Source organism: Candidatus Woesearchaeota archaeon (genome assembly GCA_018303405.1).
In the GTDB taxonomy this organism is placed as follows: Archaea; Nanobdellota; Nanobdellia; order Woesearchaeales; family JABMPP01; genus JAGVYD01.
Genome location: JAGVYD010000013.1, coordinates 43,213 through 59,122, shown reverse-complemented (window position 1 = coordinate 59,122; position 15,910 = coordinate 43,213). Strand labels below are relative to the sequence as shown.

The following is a 15,910-nucleotide window of genomic DNA, read 5'->3' as shown; positions in this document are numbered from 1 at the left end:
TTTTATTCCTTCTTTCCAAAGGCCAATTTAAAGATGTAAATTGCGACGGCGAGTATTATCAAGACCACCAGCAGGAGCAAAGCAACGTACAGGGCATCTTTTGCATCTGAGCTGGCTGATTGGCCAACTGGCACAGCTGTGACTCCGCCTGTTGGAATTGAAGGCGTGTATTCAACCCTGATTCCGCCTGGCTGTGAAGTTGAAGGCTGGTTATTGTTGCCTGGCTGTGCCTGGCTGCCTGTGCCTGATGAGGAGGTGCTGGCTGACGAGCCGCATTTCTCAACATTCAGGCTGACGATTTTTGCGTCTTCCAGGTTGTCGCCGTCATAATATGCCTTGACCGTGATTGGGTAAATCCCCTCAGGAAGCGTTGCCGCATTGATTGCATATGTTTTCCTGAAGATTGCATCCTCATCATTTCCCTCAAGCAGCTCAATTTCCTCATCGGCCGTGCTGTAGCCAAAGGATGAGGCAGTAAGCTCGATTTTTACGTCGTCTTCATCTTCTGAGCCAAGGTTGGTGACCTCAACGCTGAGCGATGCTGTTTTCTGGCAGGTTATGGTTTCAGGGGTAAGCGCTGCCTTGGTTATGACCAGTGCATGCCTGTCCTTGTCAACCTCTATTGTCAGTGTTGCGGTTTCCCTGTATGCCCTGCCTGTTTCCTCATCGTCCCCTTCGACTTCGATTACAAGGTCGTAATCTCCATCGTCGACCAATGTCGGGATTTGGAATGTGAACTTCTGGGTCTTTGTCCTGTCGGCTGACAAATCGAATGTGTTGCCAGTCTCTTCCAGGTCATCGCCGTCATCTACATCCTCTATCCTGACTGTTATTTCCACGTCTGTTATCTTGATGTCCTGGCTTCTTGTGTAGAGGTTTTCAACCTCGACATCAATTGTTATATCAGAGCCGGGCTTTGCCTCCCTGCTGACCCTGTCGCCGTCATCAAGGCCAGTCTGCCTCTTGTCATCGACTTTCACTTCTATGTCCCTGATGACAAGCTTGCCCTGCACTTTCACATCAATGGAATAGGATTGTGTAACAGATTGCGAGCCGTCTGAAACCCTGACTGTGACATCATAGCTGCCTTCAATTTCAGGCGTCCAGCTTATCAGGCCTGAGCTTGAGATTGCCATGCCCCCTGGAAATTGCGTCAGGCTGTAAGACAAAGTATTGCCATCCGGGTCTGATGCGCTGACCTGGTATTGGTACAGCGTGTTTGGCTCTGCAGTTGTGTCTGCGGTGGATGTGATAACTGGCCCATCTGAAACTGCGGTGACTGTCAGGCTCACTTCATTTGAAGAATATGACTGGGTGGTGTTGCTCTGGTTTATTGCATTGAATATTACCTGCCTGACTCCGTTGAAATTTGGCTCAGGGGTGAATGTCACGACTCCTGTTGCCTGGTTGAAAGTCAGGGTTATGCTGGAAGGCTCTGTTGCCACGCCGAAATTGACAGCGTCACCTGGAAAATAGGATTTAAGGTTGAGTGTGTGCTGTGTGTCTTCGGGCCATGCCTGGGAAGGGATATTGATTTCAGCTGATGCAAAATACAAAGTTGTGAACAGGGCCAGTATAGCAATAATTGCTGATGCGATTTTCTTAAGTGTCATTTTATAGTGCACCCCCGGACGCATTGCAAAGCTCGGATTGTTTAAAAAGCTTTGCATATTTTAGCATTGGTCAGTAGTTACGTTTTTTATTGACCATGGCCTTATTTTCGAAGCCTTATTTTCGAACAAAGGCAATAAGCCTGTAAATGACAAAAATGATGACCAATAATATGAAAATGTTAAGGCCTGCGAGGGCAACCAATGATTTCAGGCTGCCATTATTTTCTTTCGGGACTGCTGATGTGTCAACCACATCTGCGATTGCTGCATCATCCAGGTTTATGCCTGGAAACTGCTCGGAAAGGCCCTCTTCCTGTGTTCCCTGCTGGGCATTTTCCTGTGCTGTGCTGCCTGGCTCTTCCTGCCCCGCTGAATCCTGGCTGCCGGAGCCGGTGTCTTCAGGCCCTGCTGTGCTGCATTTCCTGACCTCGAGGTCAACCAGCTTCACAGAGCTGACAAGATTGGTCAAATAATAAGCCCTCAGGTCAAGGCGATACTTTCCTGGCTTGGCGGTTTGCGGGATTGTGAGGCTGAAGCTTTGTGGTATGCTGTTTATTGGCGAGTCAAGGTTTGCATCAAGTATGAAAGGCCCTGTAATTTGCCTGATTCCCAGCTCGCTGTTCTCCACTTTGGCAAACACCTGCCTCTCGTCGCTGCTGCCGACATTCACCAGGTCATATGCCAGCGCTGTTTTGCGGGTGCAGTCAACAATTGCAGTTGAAAGCCCTTCATTGAGTATCCTGACATCATGGGCGTCCTTGCTGAGGTCCAGCCTGAGCTGCCAGGCCTCGGAGTGGATTATGCCGTCGCCGTCTGTTCCCTCTGCATAAACCTCAACATCATAGCTGCCCTCTTCAATCATTAACGGGACTGTGTAATACAGCGTTTTGGACTTTGCATCCTGGATAGGAAGCTCAAAATCCTCTGACTCAAGGTCAATGTCGCCCTCATCCCCGAGGTCAACTATTGTGACCCTGAAGAATACATTCCTGAGCTGGCCTGTGTCAGAGCTGGTTGCTGTTGGAAATTCATTTCGCAGCCTCACCTTGAATTCAAGCGGCATGCCTGGCTCGGCATCTGCGCTGATTATTTCCCCCTCCCTGATATTGTTGACCTCTGTGTCGCCAAACTTCACATCGACATTTTCAATTGAAAGCATTGCATTCACAGATGCGATTATGGTATTGGAAGTGAACAGGCTGGAATTCCCGGCAGTGATTAGCCCTGAATAATCCTGGAGGTCGGCATTGCCTGGCGGAGTCAATGTAATCCCAACTTCCCTGCCGGAATTGGCAGGCAGAGCAAAGAATGACGGGCTGAATGATACAATGAACCCATTCAGGCCGGTGTGCGACATCTGAACATTGAGGATGTCTGTTGTGTCTTCATTGGATACAAGAATTTTTGCAGTTGCTGGCTGGCCAAGCTGTGCTTTCACTTCAATTGTGCCTGGCGTCATGGAAATTGCCATGGCACTGCCTGTCAACAATACTGCAATTATCAAAGCAGATATCATGCTTATTATTGTATTTTGCCGCATAGCGCCCTCTATGTATCTACTGTATAGTAACATATAAAAGGCATGGTTGTTTATAAAGCTTTAGAAAAACATTGTTGATTCGCAAATCGATGGGATTATCCCTCCTTGAGGAGCATAGTACTCAATTGTTTCCTTATCCTGCCAATCTGCTCTGGTGAAAGCCTCAGATTGATGTCCTTTATTCTGAGCACAAATTCGGCCAGGCCATTATAGCTGACTTCCACTTTCCTGTTCTTCAGGTAATATTGGTTATCAATGCGGAGCTGCTTGTCTTCATTAAGGATATTGGAATAACCAACAGGGATTGTGCCATTCTCTTCGAGAAAGGAGCAGACAGCAATAGTGCAGTCATGCATTTCGCATTTTATGCCAATTTTCATGAGAAGGGAATATATGGCAAAATATTCCGTATAATATTTAGTTGTTGCCAGCCAAATATTTGACTTTCCCTTAATGCCCCTGAGTATTTGCAGAGTTTCATCGGCAGTGGACTCATATTCCCGTGAAAGGTTATCATTAGGCTCGACCAGTCTGATTCCCCTGCGCTGCCTTGCGCACCACGCCAAGCTTACGATAGCATCCACCTCAGAACACCATAATGCCCATTGATTATTGCATGATGCTTGACAATTTCACCCTTTAGCGGCCTGGAAACACCATCAAGGCTTGTGACATTGATTAAGTGGATTTTTTTGTTTATGGTGCCGGAGATTTCGTTTATGGAAGGCTCTTTGATTTTGGCCGCTACCAGCAAATCAACATCATTTGCCTTTTTAAATGAAACAGTGGCAGAGCCAAAAATGACAATGGGCGCGTTTTCCGGCAGTGCCTGGCGAAGAAGCTTTACCGCTTCCCTCATCAACAAGTCATCTGTGCACTTCCTAATCAGCCGGCGCTGCTCGGCCACCAGCAGATAATCAATAAGATTGGGATGCCCAAGATTCAGATGATATGTGGTCAGCCTCCCGACAAACTTTTTTCCCAGAATGCCGCGAGCGGCAAGCTCGTTCAACCAGAGCCGAACAGTGGGGTAAGGCTGGTTGATTTCCCTGGCTACGCTGGCCAGATGGATTGACTCGCCCGGCCTGCCCAGAAATGGCTCGAGTGCGTTTTCTATTGATAATTTTTTAACCATATCGTTATAAAAATAATGATTGATATATAAAGCTTTGTTTTTTGAGGCAAAAAGCAGCTGTGTTGAAAATCTCGGCTTTCGCCTCGGTTTTGGCACCGGCTCGCGTGTTTAGGTGTGCAATGATAAAGCAAATTCCTCTTGCAATCTCCTTTGCTTGTTAATTAATTAGGATTGGACGCTCGCATTAATGGTGCCAAAACAAATATTTTCAACACAGCCCAAAAAGCGACAAACCTAAGAATCAACTTTATCTTCTGCCCCTTCCATCATTTCTGACAGGGGCTTGTCTGAGGAAGTTTCATCCGGCGTAGCCGGCATGGAAAGCATTTTCTTTGCAAGCACAACCAGCTCTTCCTCGCTGAGATGGGGATTGGTATGTTTCAGGAAGGGAAGCAGCTGCGCAATCTGTTCGTCTGTCGGGGAAGGCATGAAGGGGCTAAAGGGAAGAGAATATAAAAAAGTTATGGAGAAAAAGATTATTGATAATAATCATTCAGCTGATTGCATGTACCCAATGTCCCTAAGCTTTGCGCCTCCGCTGCATATGTCGCACAGAAAGTATAGGCTTCATGAAAAGGATCATTACATTTATCACAGGGAGCTGAGACACAAATATGCCTTATGAGTTTTGCTTCATCTGTGTCGATATCGCGCACCAGCTTGTATTTGTCCGGTTTTGTCTCGCAGCAAACACAATTACTACCGGCAGTGATTGAGCGCTCTGTCAGCTTGCTCGTCGAACCATCGCAGTTGATATCATCTAAAGGGGATGCTGGCACTGCCCCTCCAACCGACACTCTTTTCCAATATTCAGAATTTTTGTGAATGCGTGATGAGGTTATGGTTGGAAAGTAAGAATCCTGACAATCATATAAATCATCCCCTGGGTTAACTGTGATTCCGCTCGGAATTGTGGTGGTTGTCAAGCCTGAACCCGTGATAGTTGTTACATCCACTCCGGAGACGCCAGGTACATAATACCCATCGCCATCCGCATCTGTAAGAGTCTTCACTTTTGTCAGGACAAGTTTTCCATCCCTTATTGTGGCATCTCCACCTTCAATGGTCAGCTTGCTGCCTGGCTCTGGAGAAGTTGTGCCAAGCCCGATATCCCCGCTGAAAAATGATTTGGCTGCGCCGCCTGAATATATTGCAAAGTTGTTTGTGTCATAAGGCACATTTACTTCAACTCCCCTATTGAAGGTATTGCCTGACGCTGAAAAATAACCCCCAATATTTCTTCCGCCTGTTGTTGCGCCAGGCGCGTTGCTTAGACTGTCTCCGCGTATCGCGATGGAAGATGCCCCACTGCTTGCACCGCCGCCTGCAGAAGCAGCCAATGCATACCTATATGATGTTCCCGGAGATTGTTCTTCAATGAATACAGCCGGCCAGCCTGCCAGAGTCGAAGTGCTTGTTACCCTTAGCCTTTGAGCCCGCGCAAGGCCAACGACATCAAGCTCTGCTGTCGGTGTCAATGTCCCGACTCCGAATTTTGCGCCCGGCACGCTGATTACACCATTATTAATTTTTGCTGTACCATAAACTTCCAAGGCATTAGTTGGATGAACGGCACTGGGATTGCCAACTGCTAATTTTTGGCCAATAAGGACATCGGCCCCGGCTGCTCCAAGCAATTTGGCAGTCCATGCACCTCCCTGTGCATAGCTCCATAACGCAGCTGAAGAACTCGCTCCAGTAACACCTGCTGTAAAGCACATGGATGATGTTCCAGTGCATCCCAAACGTGGAGATGTAACTGATGTACCTGCATAAAGAGTATTAGTCATGATATCAGGTGATATAAGCTGGGTGCCGGCAGAAATGGTTCCACTTGAAGCAATATCACCGGTGCACGGATTCAGGCCCACTTCTGCGCAAGTATGAGTGCCGGCTGCAAGTATATATTGGGAAAATAAGGCTATCAAGAACACAGAAATACTGAACGCACGAACCCACCTCTTTAAACTGACCATGTTAAACAAACCTCTGGCTGATGTCATATATATATTTTACTTATCCAAGCATGCCCAGGCATGTCTGCTTCAGGGCCTCATCATGTATATTATTGCAATAGGTTTTATCCGAGTTTGCCAGGGCATTGTCGAAATTGATGGAGTCCTGCTCGGCAAATTCACTGACAGCAGTTTCCTGCGGCTTAAGCGTGCTTGTGCATATTTCCCTTGTTGAATTGTCCACAATGCCATCGCATTTGGAAATATCACCGGTTGTGAATGCAGAGTCCAGCAGGAGTGAATCTGATTCAGCGTATGCCGGCACTTCACGCTGCGGCGGGTTAAGCGTAGTTGTGCAGATTTCCTTCACTATTGGGTCCACAATTTTGTTGCAATAAGAGATATCACCATGCGTCAAGGCCAAGTCAAGATTTTCAGCGTCTGTTGGCGCGCCTATGGCTTCTGGCGGCGCTGTTACAGTTCCCTGCCCGGGAATTGTTTCCCGAGGCTCCTCTCCTGCATCTGGAATGTTGTCAGCCGGAGTTTGCGTCCCGCCGCCTATCTGGTCCAGGAAATCATTTTTTTCCTGCTGCCGCATCAGGTTCACAACGAGCAATAAAATCAGGATTATGAGAACAGGGATGAGTATTATGAGGGCTGTTCGCTTGCGCTGCCGTGCCTGTCTCTTGGAATGGACGTGCAGGACAGCCTCCTCAACGTGCTGCGCCTCATGGCCAACAGAAAGCAATGCGCGCTTGATTTCCTCTATGTGAAACCCTTTTTCAAGCTCTTTTTCAATGTATTCAACAATCTCTGGCCTGACCATGTCCACCCTCTTTTTTAATATAATATGCCTTTTACTGCTAAGTTTATATATATATTTTTCTATAGAAGATTGTATGTTGAGCAGATAAAGACAAAGTCCTTGTCCTCCTCAATCATCCTTACCATCCTGAAGTTCCTGTGCAGGATGGATTCTATTTTTTCAAGATGCGCGCTTTTCTTGAGAACTGAGATTGCGAACCTGCCTTTCCCGACCCTGAGCATTTCATTTATGCCTTTTTCAATGTCGGCAAAATTATGCACCGAAGTTAATGCGATTACAACATTGAATTGCCGGGTCTTGAACGGCATGTTTTCTGCCTGACCCTGCACAAGAATATCCTTTCCGTTATTCTGCTCCAGCATGCCAAATGAAGGGTCTATGCCAATGTATTTTGCCGGGATTTCCTTTGCTGCAAAGGCAGTGCCGCAGCCTACATCGAGGACAAGGTCAATGTTTCTGATATGAAGATACTTCAGTGTCAGCTTTAGCTTTGCGAGCTGCTCTTCCTTGTAAAGAGTGTCATAGCCTGAAGCGATTGTGTCGTAGTATGTCATGGCCGGAGGATATTGTTGAGTGTTATAAAAGTTGTTTTTTTGTTATTTGGGCATAGATAGATAAAATATAAAAACCACAGCGGGATAATTGCCCAAATGGCAATTGACCCGTTCCTCAGCGCAGTGATAAAGTCTTTCACGGCACTGTTCATAATCATAGATCCGTTCATGTCATTGGCAGTGTTCCTGCCATTGACACAGGGCCTGAAGGAGAAAGAACGGGCAAAGGAAGCCCTGATTGCCGTCCTGGTCGCATTGGGGCTTTTGCTTGTTTTCCTGTTCTCCGGATTGCTGCTGCTTAGCCTTTTGGGGATAAGCTTTGCCAGCTTTATTGTTGCAGGAGGCATCATACTTCTGATATTGGGGGTGCAGATGCTGTTTGGCTGGGAGTTCAGCAAAAGGGACAAGGTGCATAAGATTGCCGCAGTGGTGATTGGGACACCATTGCTGACAGGGCCAGGCGCAATGACAACAGTTATCGTGCTTTCCCAGAAATTCGGGTATTGGCCGCCGGTCATTGCATCGCTTCTTGTGCTTGCCATAACATGGCTAATGCTGATTTTCTCAGAAAAAATCAAGAACTTTTTTGGCGAAAGGATGATTGAAGTCTTGTCAAGGGTGCTCGGGCTTGTCCTGGTTGCAATTGCGGCAGAATTTATAAAGGAGGGCGTCATCAATATGATAAATGAGTTTAGAGAGCTCTGAGCCAGAATTGATTGGCGGCAAAATATTACAGGGGCCATAATGAATAATGCATCATTGTTTAGGTGGAGGCGAAAATGGTAAAAGTATGGATGGTTGTTGTCGTATTCATGCTGATTGGGGGATTCATGATTGTCAGGATAAACGACCTTGACATGGACAACCCTGAAGACAGGGCGACTTTCCTCGGCAAATTCTGGTCATGGGTAAAGGGGACAGGCAAGAATGTCGCGGGAGTGGCCAGTGAGGCGGCCCAAAAGGACTGGCTTCCAGCAGCAAACGAAAGCAACCTGACAAATTTGAGGCGATGACAATGGTGAAATTTCCAGACAGCGTGGATGACTTAATCTATTTTACAAGAAGGGCAGTTGGCGACGGAAAAGTCGTTTGCTGGGTGTACAAGCAGAAATGCCCGAAATGCAAAAAAGAACTGATGGGAAAGCCGAGGGACGAATCTGGAAAAGTAAGGATAAGGGCAAAGGAGTACACGTGCCCTGCATGCAAGTACACACTCGAGAAAAAGGAATATGAGGAAAGCCTGACAGCAGAGGCACAATACACATGCCCGGAGTGCAAAAAACCAGGCGAAGCTGAAGCCCAGTTCAAAAGGAAAAAAATTGAAGGCGTTGAAACCCTGAGGTTCAGGTGCGGCCATTGCAGCGCAAACATTGATGTCACCAAGAAGATGAAGGAGAAAGGGGCAAAGGATGATGGCGATGATGATTGATAATTGTTGCCATTTTGTTTCTATTTTTGCAAATGATAACCTTTAAATAGGTTCTATTGCTGTGAGATAACAATGGTTAATAAACGGCAGTTTGAAGCCTGCATGTTTGTTAAATAAAGGAGGGGAATAATGGGTAAAGCAAAAAATATGACAATGTACGAGAAGCTGATGGCACTATGCCCGTGCGGCTCAAAGAAAAAATATGTGCAGTGCTGCGGCAAATCCGAGCCGTGCCCGTGTGGTTCTGGGAAAACAGCCTTACAGTGCTGCTTCAAAAGCCCGGCAACACACCCAAAAGTCGGCAAGGCAAAACGCAAATAAAATTCTCATCGATTTTTTCTTTTTTATTATTTTTCCTTTTGATTGACAAGACCACCAGTCAGGATAAGATTTCATCATCTTTTTCTTTTCTCACCTCCTGGCCATGTTATCTTAGCATCTGAAAATTTGTGCCGGAAACTCATTAATTTTTTAAAGTTGCGCCTTTTTAGCCATTTTGATGCGAAATGGCGCCAACTAAGCGAAAAAGGACACTTGTAACCGCTGCCTTGCCGTATGCAAACGGCCCGATCCACATAGGCCATCTTGTAGAGTATATACAGACCGATGTCTATGTTCGGTTCCTGAAGCTCATTGGAAAAGATGCAATATTCTGCTGCGCTGATGACACCCACGGAACGCCAATCCAGATAAATGCTGAAAAGCAGGGCATTACACCTGAAGAACTGATTGCAAAATACTATGAAGAGCACACGAGGGATTTTGCTGACTTTCAGATACACTTCGACAGCTATTATTCCACCAATTCTCCTGAAAACAAGAAATATTCTGATTATTTTTTCGAGTCTGCAAAGAAAAAAGGCCTGATTTACACCAAGGAAGTTGAATTGGCCTACTGCGAAACAGACAAGAGGTTTTTGCCTGACCGTTTCGTGAAGGGAAAATGCCCCAAGTGCGGGGCAGAGGACCAGTACGGGGATGTCTGCGAGAAATGCAATTCCGCCTATGCCACTATAGAGCTTGTTGACCCTTATTGCGTGTTATGCAAAAATACGCCGGCAAGGAAAAAATCTGTCCATTATTTCTTCAAATTGAGTTCGCTTTCAGGGATGCTGGAAAAATGGCTGAAGGAAAACAAGAGCCTGCAGGATGAGGTCAGGAATTTTGTGCTGAACTGGATTAAAGAAGGTTTAAAGGACTGGGACATCTCAAGGGACGGCCCTTATTTCGGCTTCAAGATACCGGGCGAAGAGGACAAGTATTATTATGTCTGGCTGGACGCGCCAATTGGCTACATTGCCTCCACGGAAAATTACGCAAGGGAAAACGGGCTGGATGCCGAGAAGGATTACTGGAAAAGCGAGGATGCCGAGATTATCCATTTTATCGGGAAGGACATTATATACTTCCACTACCTGTTCTGGCCAGCGCTTCTGCATGCTGCTGATTTTAACATGCCTACAAGCCTGTTTGTGCACGGCTTCCTGACAGTGAACGGGGAAAAGATGTCGAAGTCAAGGGGGACTTTCCTCACGGCAAGGCAGTTCCTTGAGCATTATGACGCAGGGTTCCTCAGGTATTATTATGCCTCAAACCTCAGCAAGAAGCTGTCGGACATTGACTTGAATTTCAAGGACTTCCATGAAAGGATAAACAATGAGCTGGTGGCGAACATTGCAAATCTTGCATACAGGGCATTGAGCATGCTGAATGTCTCTTTCCAGTCTCAGATAGGCAGCGGCCTGGACAGTGATTTCATTGCAGGGCTGAGAAAAAATTATGATAAAATCCAGGATGCATACGGCAACCTTGATTTCCGCGAAGCTGTCAAGCTGATACTGAATGCATCCAGCCAGGGCAACAAGTATATGCAGGACAATGCGCCGTGGAAAATGGTCAAGGAGGACAAGGAAGGCGCGCACAAGGTGCTGAATAGCGTGGCGAACATTGTGAAGGATGTCAGCATCCTGGTCAAGCCGATACTCCCGGAATTTTCAAGGCGGCTGGAAGAGCAGCTTGGCCTGGAGGGGCTGGAGTGGGGCAACCTGAATGATACCCTGGCTTCCTGCAAAATCAGCAGGGCTGAAATCATTATCAAAAAAATTGACGATGAAAAGCTTGAGGTTTTTGGGGGGGAAAAAATGGAAGACGAATCGCCGAAACAGGATGAAGGCATAACATTTTCAAGGTTAAATGTCAAAGTTGGGCAGGTGATGTCAGTTGAAAACCACCCAAATGCCGACAAATTGCTGCTTCTGAAAATTGATTTAGGAACAGAGCAAAGAAGGATTGTTGCCGGATTAAGGGGGCATTACACAAATGACTCCCTGCTGGGAAAGAAATTGTGCATAGTCACAAACCTGGAAAGGAATAAATTGAGGGGCGTGGAAAGCGAGGCAATGCTTTTGGCAGGCGACGACGGGGAGGAAGTCGGAGTGCTATTTGCAGAGGAAAGCGAGCCAGGCGACCAGGTTTACATTGATGGAGCAGAGCCAGATGATGCCAACAATATTCTGAGCTTCAAGGATTTCCAGCAGATTGAGATGAGAATTGTTGATGGGAAGCCGACATGCAATGGAAAAGTTTTTAAGACAGATAAGGAAGAGATTAAAGTTGAGAAGGTGAAGGACGGCGCAAGAGTGAGGTAAATTTGCTTTGCGAAGCAAAGCCTGGAGCCAAGGAAACGAAGTTTCCGCAGGCGACGACTCTTTGGATTCTAACCTTTCTCTAGAGAAAGGTTAGGTTGAGAAGGTGAAGGACGGCGCAAGAGTGAGGTAAAATAACATAATACCGATAAATAGTATAATACCAATATTTAAATATCTTCATTGATTGAATCTGGCATGGACAGGCAAGTAAAAAAAAGGAATATTCTTGATAAATTTTGCATTGATTTCTGCAGAGTGGTGGAAAGGCACTGCAAATATATAATTGTGTCAGGTTTTGTTGCAATAGCTTCAGGGAGATCAAGGGGCACAGAGGATATTGACATGATAATTGAGAAGATCACTGCTAAAAAATTCGGCATATTGCACAGGGACTTGGAAAGAAAAGGCTTTGAATGCGTGCAGAGTGAGGATGCTGCTGAAATATTTGATTACCTTCTCGGGGGGAATAGCATCCGCTATATTAAAAGAAAGATTTTGGTGCCGGAAATGGAAGTCAAGTTTGCAAAGGACATTATTGATGCTTACCAGATTTCCACCAGGCAAAAAATCAAATTTACTGGCCTGCCGGTATGGTTCAGCTCGGTCAATGCCAATATTGCCTTCAAGGAAGAGTACTTGAAATCTGACAAGGACATGTCAGATGCGAAACATTTAAGAATTGTTTATTCAGATGATATTGATGAGGATGAGATAGGGAAGATAAAAAGCATGATAAGAAGGTACAGGCTATGATAAAGGAGGATAACCAAGTGACAAGATGGGCAAACTATGTTAAGTCCAATCCCGGCTGGAAAGAAGCCCACAATGAGTTTATTGATGCGCAGATTAGCAAAAGGATGAGAATGATAAGGAAACTTGCTCAGGCTCCGAACGGCAAGCGGAAATTAATGAGCCTTTTCGGAATTAATAGCGTTGCTGAGTATAAGAGGCTGTTTGGCTGATTAAAATGGCGAAAGCGAAGAAAAAAGAGGGGAAGAAGAAGGAGCACAGGGCAAAGCAGCCTGGCGCCCCGGTTTGCGTTGGCTGCCTTAGATGGGACAAGTTCGGCGATTCCTGCTGGGTCTACTGGGAAGGCAAGAAATTCTGCACGATGAAAGTGCATAACATCGAGGAATGGAAGAATATGGAGCAGTGAATTAATTCCATATTTTCTTGAGTGCGTCATTTCAAGTCATTATAAGGTATTTAATATACCAAAAAAATGGTAAAGTATTTAAACAAAAAGATATATATACCAAAAAAATGGTAAAAATTGAGATTTTGCTAAGGGAAGGCAAAGTCAGCAGGATTGGGGAATTGGAAAAGGAGCGTTATGTAAATTTCTTTTTTCATTCCTATAAAGACAATCTGCAGCATTGCAGGTTTATCATTCAAGAATTTCCAAGATGGAGCATAATTTCTGGTTATTATGCCATGCATGACATAACTAAGCTTTTTCTGGCCAAAGCATACAAAATAAAAATAGATGTGCAAGTTCATTCCACAACTATTAAGGCGCTAAGAGGGCTAATTGACAATAAGGGGATAATAAAACTCTTAGAAGCAGGCCACAATGAATTTATCCATATGGCAAATGACCTGGCTGAGGCTAAAAGAGAGAGAACGAAAACTCAATATTTTACCGGCAGCAATTACATGAAATCAGAGTACAGGGCAAGAGCGCAAAAATTTCTGAACAATAAAGTCGAGCCATTTATCGCTAAGATGGATATATTATTGGAGGCAAAAAGATGATTAACCCGGCATTTACCCCTGATTGCTTCAAGATAATGACACTATTCAGCGTATCACCGGGTTCAAGGCATAACAGGAATGAGATTAAGGAAAAAATTGGTCTTAACAATGTTCCTTTGGACAATGCCCTGTTTCGCCTGTTAAATTCCTCAATATTGAAAAAAGAGGGTAATTTTTACTCTGTAAATTTTGAAAATGAAGAAGGCAAGAAAATCATAGCGATGTGCTCAAGCCAGTATAAGGAAATGAGGGAAATGCCATTCAATGTTTACTGCCTGCTAATGGACTTGACTGACAATCTCAGCAGGATGAAGGGAATTGAAGTGCATCTTTTTGGCTCATTTGCCAAGCTGATATATAATGTAGATTCTGATGTGGATATTGCAATTGTTCACAGCAAAAACATTAGCAAAGACCCAATAGACTCTTTCGTCTCCAGACTTGAGGTTGTTTATGGTAAAAACATTGAAATGCACTATTTCGGCAAAAAGCTGTTTTATAATAATAAGAAAGATGCAATAGTAAAATCAATTCTCAAGGATGGGATAAGGCTGCTGTAAAATGGAAATCAGCTATGACAAAGAGGCCCATGCTCTGTACATTCGGTTCAGGAAGGAAAAAGTCGGAAAAAACAGGAAGCTTGACGACTTTACCACCATAGATGAGGATGACAAGGGAAAAATTCTGGGAGTAGAATTTTTAGATGCCAGCAAAAAGCTCTCCACAGAATCGTTAACAGAAGTGAAAGTGAAGAATCTGCTTGATGATGCATGATTCTTGCAAAAAATATATATACTTCTTATTCCCATGCAAGGCATGGCAAGGTGGATATAATAATGAGGATGATTAGGCAGCTTATTGTTTTCTTTGCAGTGCTAGCCATTGCTGTGGGCGTTGCTGTTGCGCCGCAGGGGCATACTTTGAATGAGATAAGTGGAGGGACTGCATCAGGAACAGGCTATGTATTTCCCGATTTAACAGTGCAGACTGGCACGACACTGCAGGGCGCAATGACAGTTGCTGGCACGACAACACTGACTGGCGCCTTGGCTGGCTCGTCAGGAGTGTTTACCGGCAATCTTCAATCTGCAAAATTGGGGATCAATATTGCGCCGGATGCTTCTTATGTCCTGAATATCGGTGGCGCGACAAAAACAACTGGCAACATTGAATTGACTGGCGGCACGAATGCATTGGTCATTGGCACAGCAGCAGGCGCGCAGCGATTGAGAGTTGGCGGAAGTGCGCTTATAGCAGGGGCATTGCAGGTAGGCTCAACGCTTCAAGTTGCAGGTGACATTACAGGCGTGCCTGATGTTCCCGGCACTGACAATTCTGCCGCAAGCAAGAAATATGTTGACACTGAAATCTCAAGCAAGGCATCGTGGACAAGGAATGGTCTGAATGTTTATTATAATTTAGGCAGTGTCGGGGTTGGGACAGCAACGCCAACCCATAATTTGGAAGCGATTGGGACAATTTATGTTGGCACTGCTGATGCGGATGTTTACGGAGCCATGCAACTTGTGTCTGTTGGAGATAGCGACACCTGCGATGGGAATATTAATAGTCAATATGCTTGCCAATCAAGCGAATCAAGGACATGTGTAGATGTGTATACAACTGGAACAAGGAAGAGAGATATAACCTGTGTTGTTTCCCAGGCAATAACTATAGACGCCAATGGCGTTCAAATAAACGGTGCATTCCACTATCCAATAAAGCCTCTGATTAGGTATACAGAAAGGGCGGATTATTCTGGAACAACTGCCAATAAGGCATCAATTTGCGCAAACCCTGATCCAAACATAGGATTCGGCAGTGAATATACAATTGCCAATGCGCTTGAAATTGCTGCATATCAGCAGGATGTTTCTCCACCAGGATATTTTGTAAAGATGGAAGATACAACTAATGGTGCAAATGCGTGGACTGCTGTTGATATAGATGAGGATGTGGGAGTAATTCTTAAGATAAATGGAATGTCTTTTCATAATGGTTATACCGGCAGAATTGCATGCATATACAAAGGAGCACCATTGAGATTCACGGTAAAGGGAGACTACCCCTCGAATACTGATTTAGCCACAAAAAAGAATGCATGCAAAAATGAATTCGGTTTTGATTATGATCTTGCTTCATTACATGATTTGACGCAATATCCAATGCAAGCAGTGGGTGTATCTACTGGAATTCGATATTTCTTGGTGAGTGATGATGCACTCAACGCACAATATTATGTGTTAGCAAATGACATTCAGAATTTCCGAACTGAGTCTCATGCGCTCGGTAGAGTAGCCTGCATCAGGCATAATTAAAAAAATAATTCTTGTGCGGCTATGGCAACTTTTCTACAAAATGAGATTATATAATTTATAAATTTGCATATACCATAAATCACAATATTTATATATAAAATTGGTATGATTTGGCTTATTTTGCTAGAGTGGGTTGG

General features: G+C 45.0%; 20 protein-coding genes. 12 read left to right on the top strand and 8 right to left on the bottom strand.

Annotation, left to right across the window (positions count from 1 at the left end; genetic code table 11):
• Positions 1-2 precede the first annotated feature (2 nt).
• The 8 genes from J4227_05010 to J4227_04975 form a co-directional block, all read right to left on the bottom strand.
• Positions 3-1,613 carry a putative Ig domain-containing protein gene (locus J4227_05010; protein ID MBS3109860.1) on the bottom strand — a complete coding sequence of 537 codons (1,611 nt, stop codon included), beginning with the start codon at positions 1,611-1,613 and terminating at the stop codon, positions 3-5.
• Positions 1,614-1,728: 115 nt separating this feature from the next.
• Positions 1,729-3,186, bottom strand: coding sequence for a hypothetical protein (locus tag J4227_05005; GenBank protein MBS3109859.1), 1,458 nt, complete (start codon positions 3,184-3,186; stop codon positions 1,729-1,731).
• 62 nt (positions 3,187-3,248) lie between these two features.
• A complete protein-coding gene (locus J4227_05000; protein MBS3109858.1) occupies positions 3,249-3,737 on the bottom strand; it encodes a hypothetical protein in 489 nt (162 codons plus the stop codon).
• Positions 3,722-4,288 carry a hypothetical protein gene (locus J4227_04995; protein ID MBS3109857.1) on the bottom strand — a complete coding sequence of 189 codons (567 nt, stop codon included), beginning with the start codon at positions 4,286-4,288 and terminating at the stop codon, positions 3,722-3,724. The genes J4227_05000 and J4227_04995 overlap by 16 nt, the downstream gene beginning before the upstream one ends.
• A 234-nt stretch (positions 4,289-4,522) precedes the next feature.
• Entirely contained in the window at positions 4,523-4,717 is a 195-nt protein-coding gene (locus tag J4227_04990; GenBank protein ID MBS3109856.1) for a hypothetical protein, read from the bottom strand.
• Positions 4,718-4,764: 47 nt separating this feature from the next.
• Positions 4,765-6,264 (bottom strand): hypothetical protein, encoded by a 1,500-nt coding sequence (locus tag J4227_04985; GenBank protein MBS3109855.1) that lies wholly within the window; start codon positions 6,262-6,264, stop codon positions 4,765-4,767.
• 40 nt (positions 6,265-6,304) lie between these two features.
• Entirely contained in the window at positions 6,305-7,069 is a 765-nt protein-coding gene (locus tag J4227_04980; protein MBS3109854.1) for a hypothetical protein, read from the bottom strand.
• A 59-nt stretch (positions 7,070-7,128) separates the two neighbouring features.
• Positions 7,129-7,623, bottom strand: coding sequence for a methyltransferase domain-containing protein (locus J4227_04975; protein MBS3109853.1), 495 nt, complete (start codon positions 7,621-7,623; stop codon positions 7,129-7,131).
• A gap of 96 nt (positions 7,624-7,719) precedes the next feature.
• On the opposite strand from J4227_04975, the gene J4227_04970 reads away from it, so the two are divergent.
• From J4227_04970 to J4227_04915, 12 genes are all read left to right on the top strand, one after another.
• The gene (locus J4227_04970) at positions 7,720-8,328 is read left to right on the top strand and encodes a MarC family protein (GenBank protein ID MBS3109852.1); all 609 of its coding nucleotides are present in this window, start codon (positions 7,720-7,722) and stop codon (positions 8,326-8,328) included.
• 74 nt (positions 8,329-8,402) lie between these two features.
• Positions 8,403-8,636, top strand: a complete 234-nt coding sequence (locus tag J4227_04965; protein MBS3109851.1) for a hypothetical protein — start codon at positions 8,403-8,405, stop codon at positions 8,634-8,636.
• Positions 8,637-8,638: 2 nt separating this feature from the next.
• Complete coding sequence (locus J4227_04960; protein ID MBS3109850.1) at positions 8,639-9,052, top strand: hypothetical protein; 414 nt, start codon at positions 8,639-8,641, stop codon at positions 9,050-9,052.
• 129 nt (positions 9,053-9,181) lie between these two features.
• Positions 9,182-9,373 (top strand): SEC-C domain-containing protein, encoded by a 192-nt coding sequence (locus tag J4227_04955; GenBank protein MBS3109849.1) that lies wholly within the window; start codon positions 9,182-9,184, stop codon positions 9,371-9,373.
• Positions 9,374-9,558: 185 nt separating this feature from the next.
• The gene (gene metG / locus J4227_04950) at positions 9,559-11,700 is read left to right on the top strand and encodes a methionine--tRNA ligase (protein ID MBS3109848.1); all 2,142 of its coding nucleotides are present in this window, start codon (positions 9,559-9,561) and stop codon (positions 11,698-11,700) included.
• A gap of 195 nt (positions 11,701-11,895) precedes the next feature.
• The gene (locus J4227_04945; GenBank protein ID MBS3109847.1) at positions 11,896-12,453 is read left to right on the top strand and encodes a hypothetical protein; all 558 of its coding nucleotides are present in this window, start codon (positions 11,896-11,898) and stop codon (positions 12,451-12,453) included.
• Positions 12,450-12,662 (top strand): hypothetical protein, encoded by a 213-nt coding sequence (locus J4227_04940; protein ID MBS3109846.1) that lies wholly within the window; start codon positions 12,450-12,452, stop codon positions 12,660-12,662. The genes J4227_04945 and J4227_04940 overlap by 4 nt, the downstream gene beginning before the upstream one ends.
• Positions 12,663-12,667: 5 nt before the next feature.
• Positions 12,668-12,856, top strand: a complete 189-nt coding sequence (locus J4227_04935; protein ID MBS3109845.1) for a hypothetical protein — start codon at positions 12,668-12,670, stop codon at positions 12,854-12,856.
• A 107-nt stretch (positions 12,857-12,963) separates the two neighbouring features.
• A complete protein-coding gene (locus tag J4227_04930; protein MBS3109844.1) occupies positions 12,964-13,455 on the top strand; it encodes a hypothetical protein in 492 nt (163 codons plus the stop codon).
• Positions 13,452-14,015 (top strand): nucleotidyltransferase domain-containing protein, encoded by a 564-nt coding sequence (locus J4227_04925; protein MBS3109843.1) that lies wholly within the window; start codon positions 13,452-13,454, stop codon positions 14,013-14,015. Before J4227_04930 ends, J4227_04925 begins: the two co-directional genes overlap by 4 nt.
• Before the next feature lies 1 nt (position 14,016).
• Positions 14,017-14,229 (top strand): DUF2283 domain-containing protein, encoded by a 213-nt coding sequence (locus J4227_04920; protein ID MBS3109842.1) that lies wholly within the window; start codon positions 14,017-14,019, stop codon positions 14,227-14,229.
• Entirely contained in the window at positions 14,226-15,773 is a 1,548-nt protein-coding gene (locus tag J4227_04915; protein ID MBS3109841.1) for a hypothetical protein, read from the top strand. The genes J4227_04920 and J4227_04915 overlap by 4 nt, the downstream gene beginning before the upstream one ends.
• Positions 15,774-15,910 lie beyond the last annotated feature (137 nt).

Bases quoted from the DNA above. Each gene is read 5' to 3' on its own strand.
- J4227_05010 (MBS3109860.1), bottom strand. From the start codon at position 1,613: ATGACACTTAAGAAAATCGCATCAGCAATTATTGCTATACTGGCCCTG.
- J4227_04925 (MBS3109843.1), top strand. From the start codon at position 13,452: ATGATTAACCCGGCATTTACCCCTGATTGCTTCAAGATAATGACACTA.
- metG (MBS3109848.1), top strand. From the start codon at position 9,559: ATGGCGCCAACTAAGCGAAAAAGGACACTTGTAACCGCTGCCTTGCCG.
- J4227_04945 (MBS3109847.1), top strand. From the start codon at position 11,896: ATGGACAGGCAAGTAAAAAAAAGGAATATTCTTGATAAATTTTGCATT.
- J4227_04930 (MBS3109844.1), top strand. From the start codon at position 12,964: ATGGTAAAAATTGAGATTTTGCTAAGGGAAGGCAAAGTCAGCAGGATT.
- J4227_04955 (MBS3109849.1), top strand. From the start codon at position 9,182: ATGGGTAAAGCAAAAAATATGACAATGTACGAGAAGCTGATGGCACTA.
- J4227_04970 (MBS3109852.1), top strand. From the start codon at position 7,720: ATGGCAATTGACCCGTTCCTCAGCGCAGTGATAAAGTCTTTCACGGCA.
- J4227_04940 (MBS3109846.1), top strand. From the start codon at position 12,450: ATGATAAAGGAGGATAACCAAGTGACAAGATGGGCAAACTATGTTAAG.
- J4227_04985 (MBS3109855.1), bottom strand. From the start codon at position 6,264: ATGGTCAGTTTAAAGAGGTGGGTTCGTGCGTTCAGTATTTCTGTGTTC.
- J4227_04935 (MBS3109845.1), top strand. From the start codon at position 12,668: ATGGCGAAAGCGAAGAAAAAAGAGGGGAAGAAGAAGGAGCACAGGGCA.
- J4227_04960 (MBS3109850.1), top strand. From the start codon at position 8,639: ATGGTGAAATTTCCAGACAGCGTGGATGACTTAATCTATTTTACAAGA.
- J4227_04915 (MBS3109841.1), top strand. From the start codon at position 14,226: ATGATTCTTGCAAAAAATATATATACTTCTTATTCCCATGCAAGGCAT.
- J4227_04995 (MBS3109857.1), bottom strand. From the start codon at position 4,288: ATGGTTAAAAAATTATCAATAGAAAACGCACTCGAGCCATTTCTGGGC.
- J4227_05005 (MBS3109859.1), bottom strand. From the start codon at position 3,186: ATGTTACTATACAGTAGATACATAGAGGGCGCTATGCGGCAAAATACA.
- J4227_04980 (MBS3109854.1), bottom strand. From the start codon at position 7,069: ATGGTCAGGCCAGAGATTGTTGAATACATTGAAAAAGAGCTTGAAAAA.
- J4227_04990 (MBS3109856.1), bottom strand. From the start codon at position 4,717: ATGCCTTCCCCGACAGACGAACAGATTGCGCAGCTGCTTCCCTTCCTG.
- J4227_04975 (MBS3109853.1), bottom strand. From the start codon at position 7,623: ATGACATACTACGACACAATCGCTTCAGGCTATGACACTCTTTACAAG.
- J4227_04965 (MBS3109851.1), top strand. From the start codon at position 8,403: ATGGTAAAAGTATGGATGGTTGTTGTCGTATTCATGCTGATTGGGGGA.
- J4227_04920 (MBS3109842.1), top strand. From the start codon at position 14,017: ATGGAAATCAGCTATGACAAAGAGGCCCATGCTCTGTACATTCGGTTC.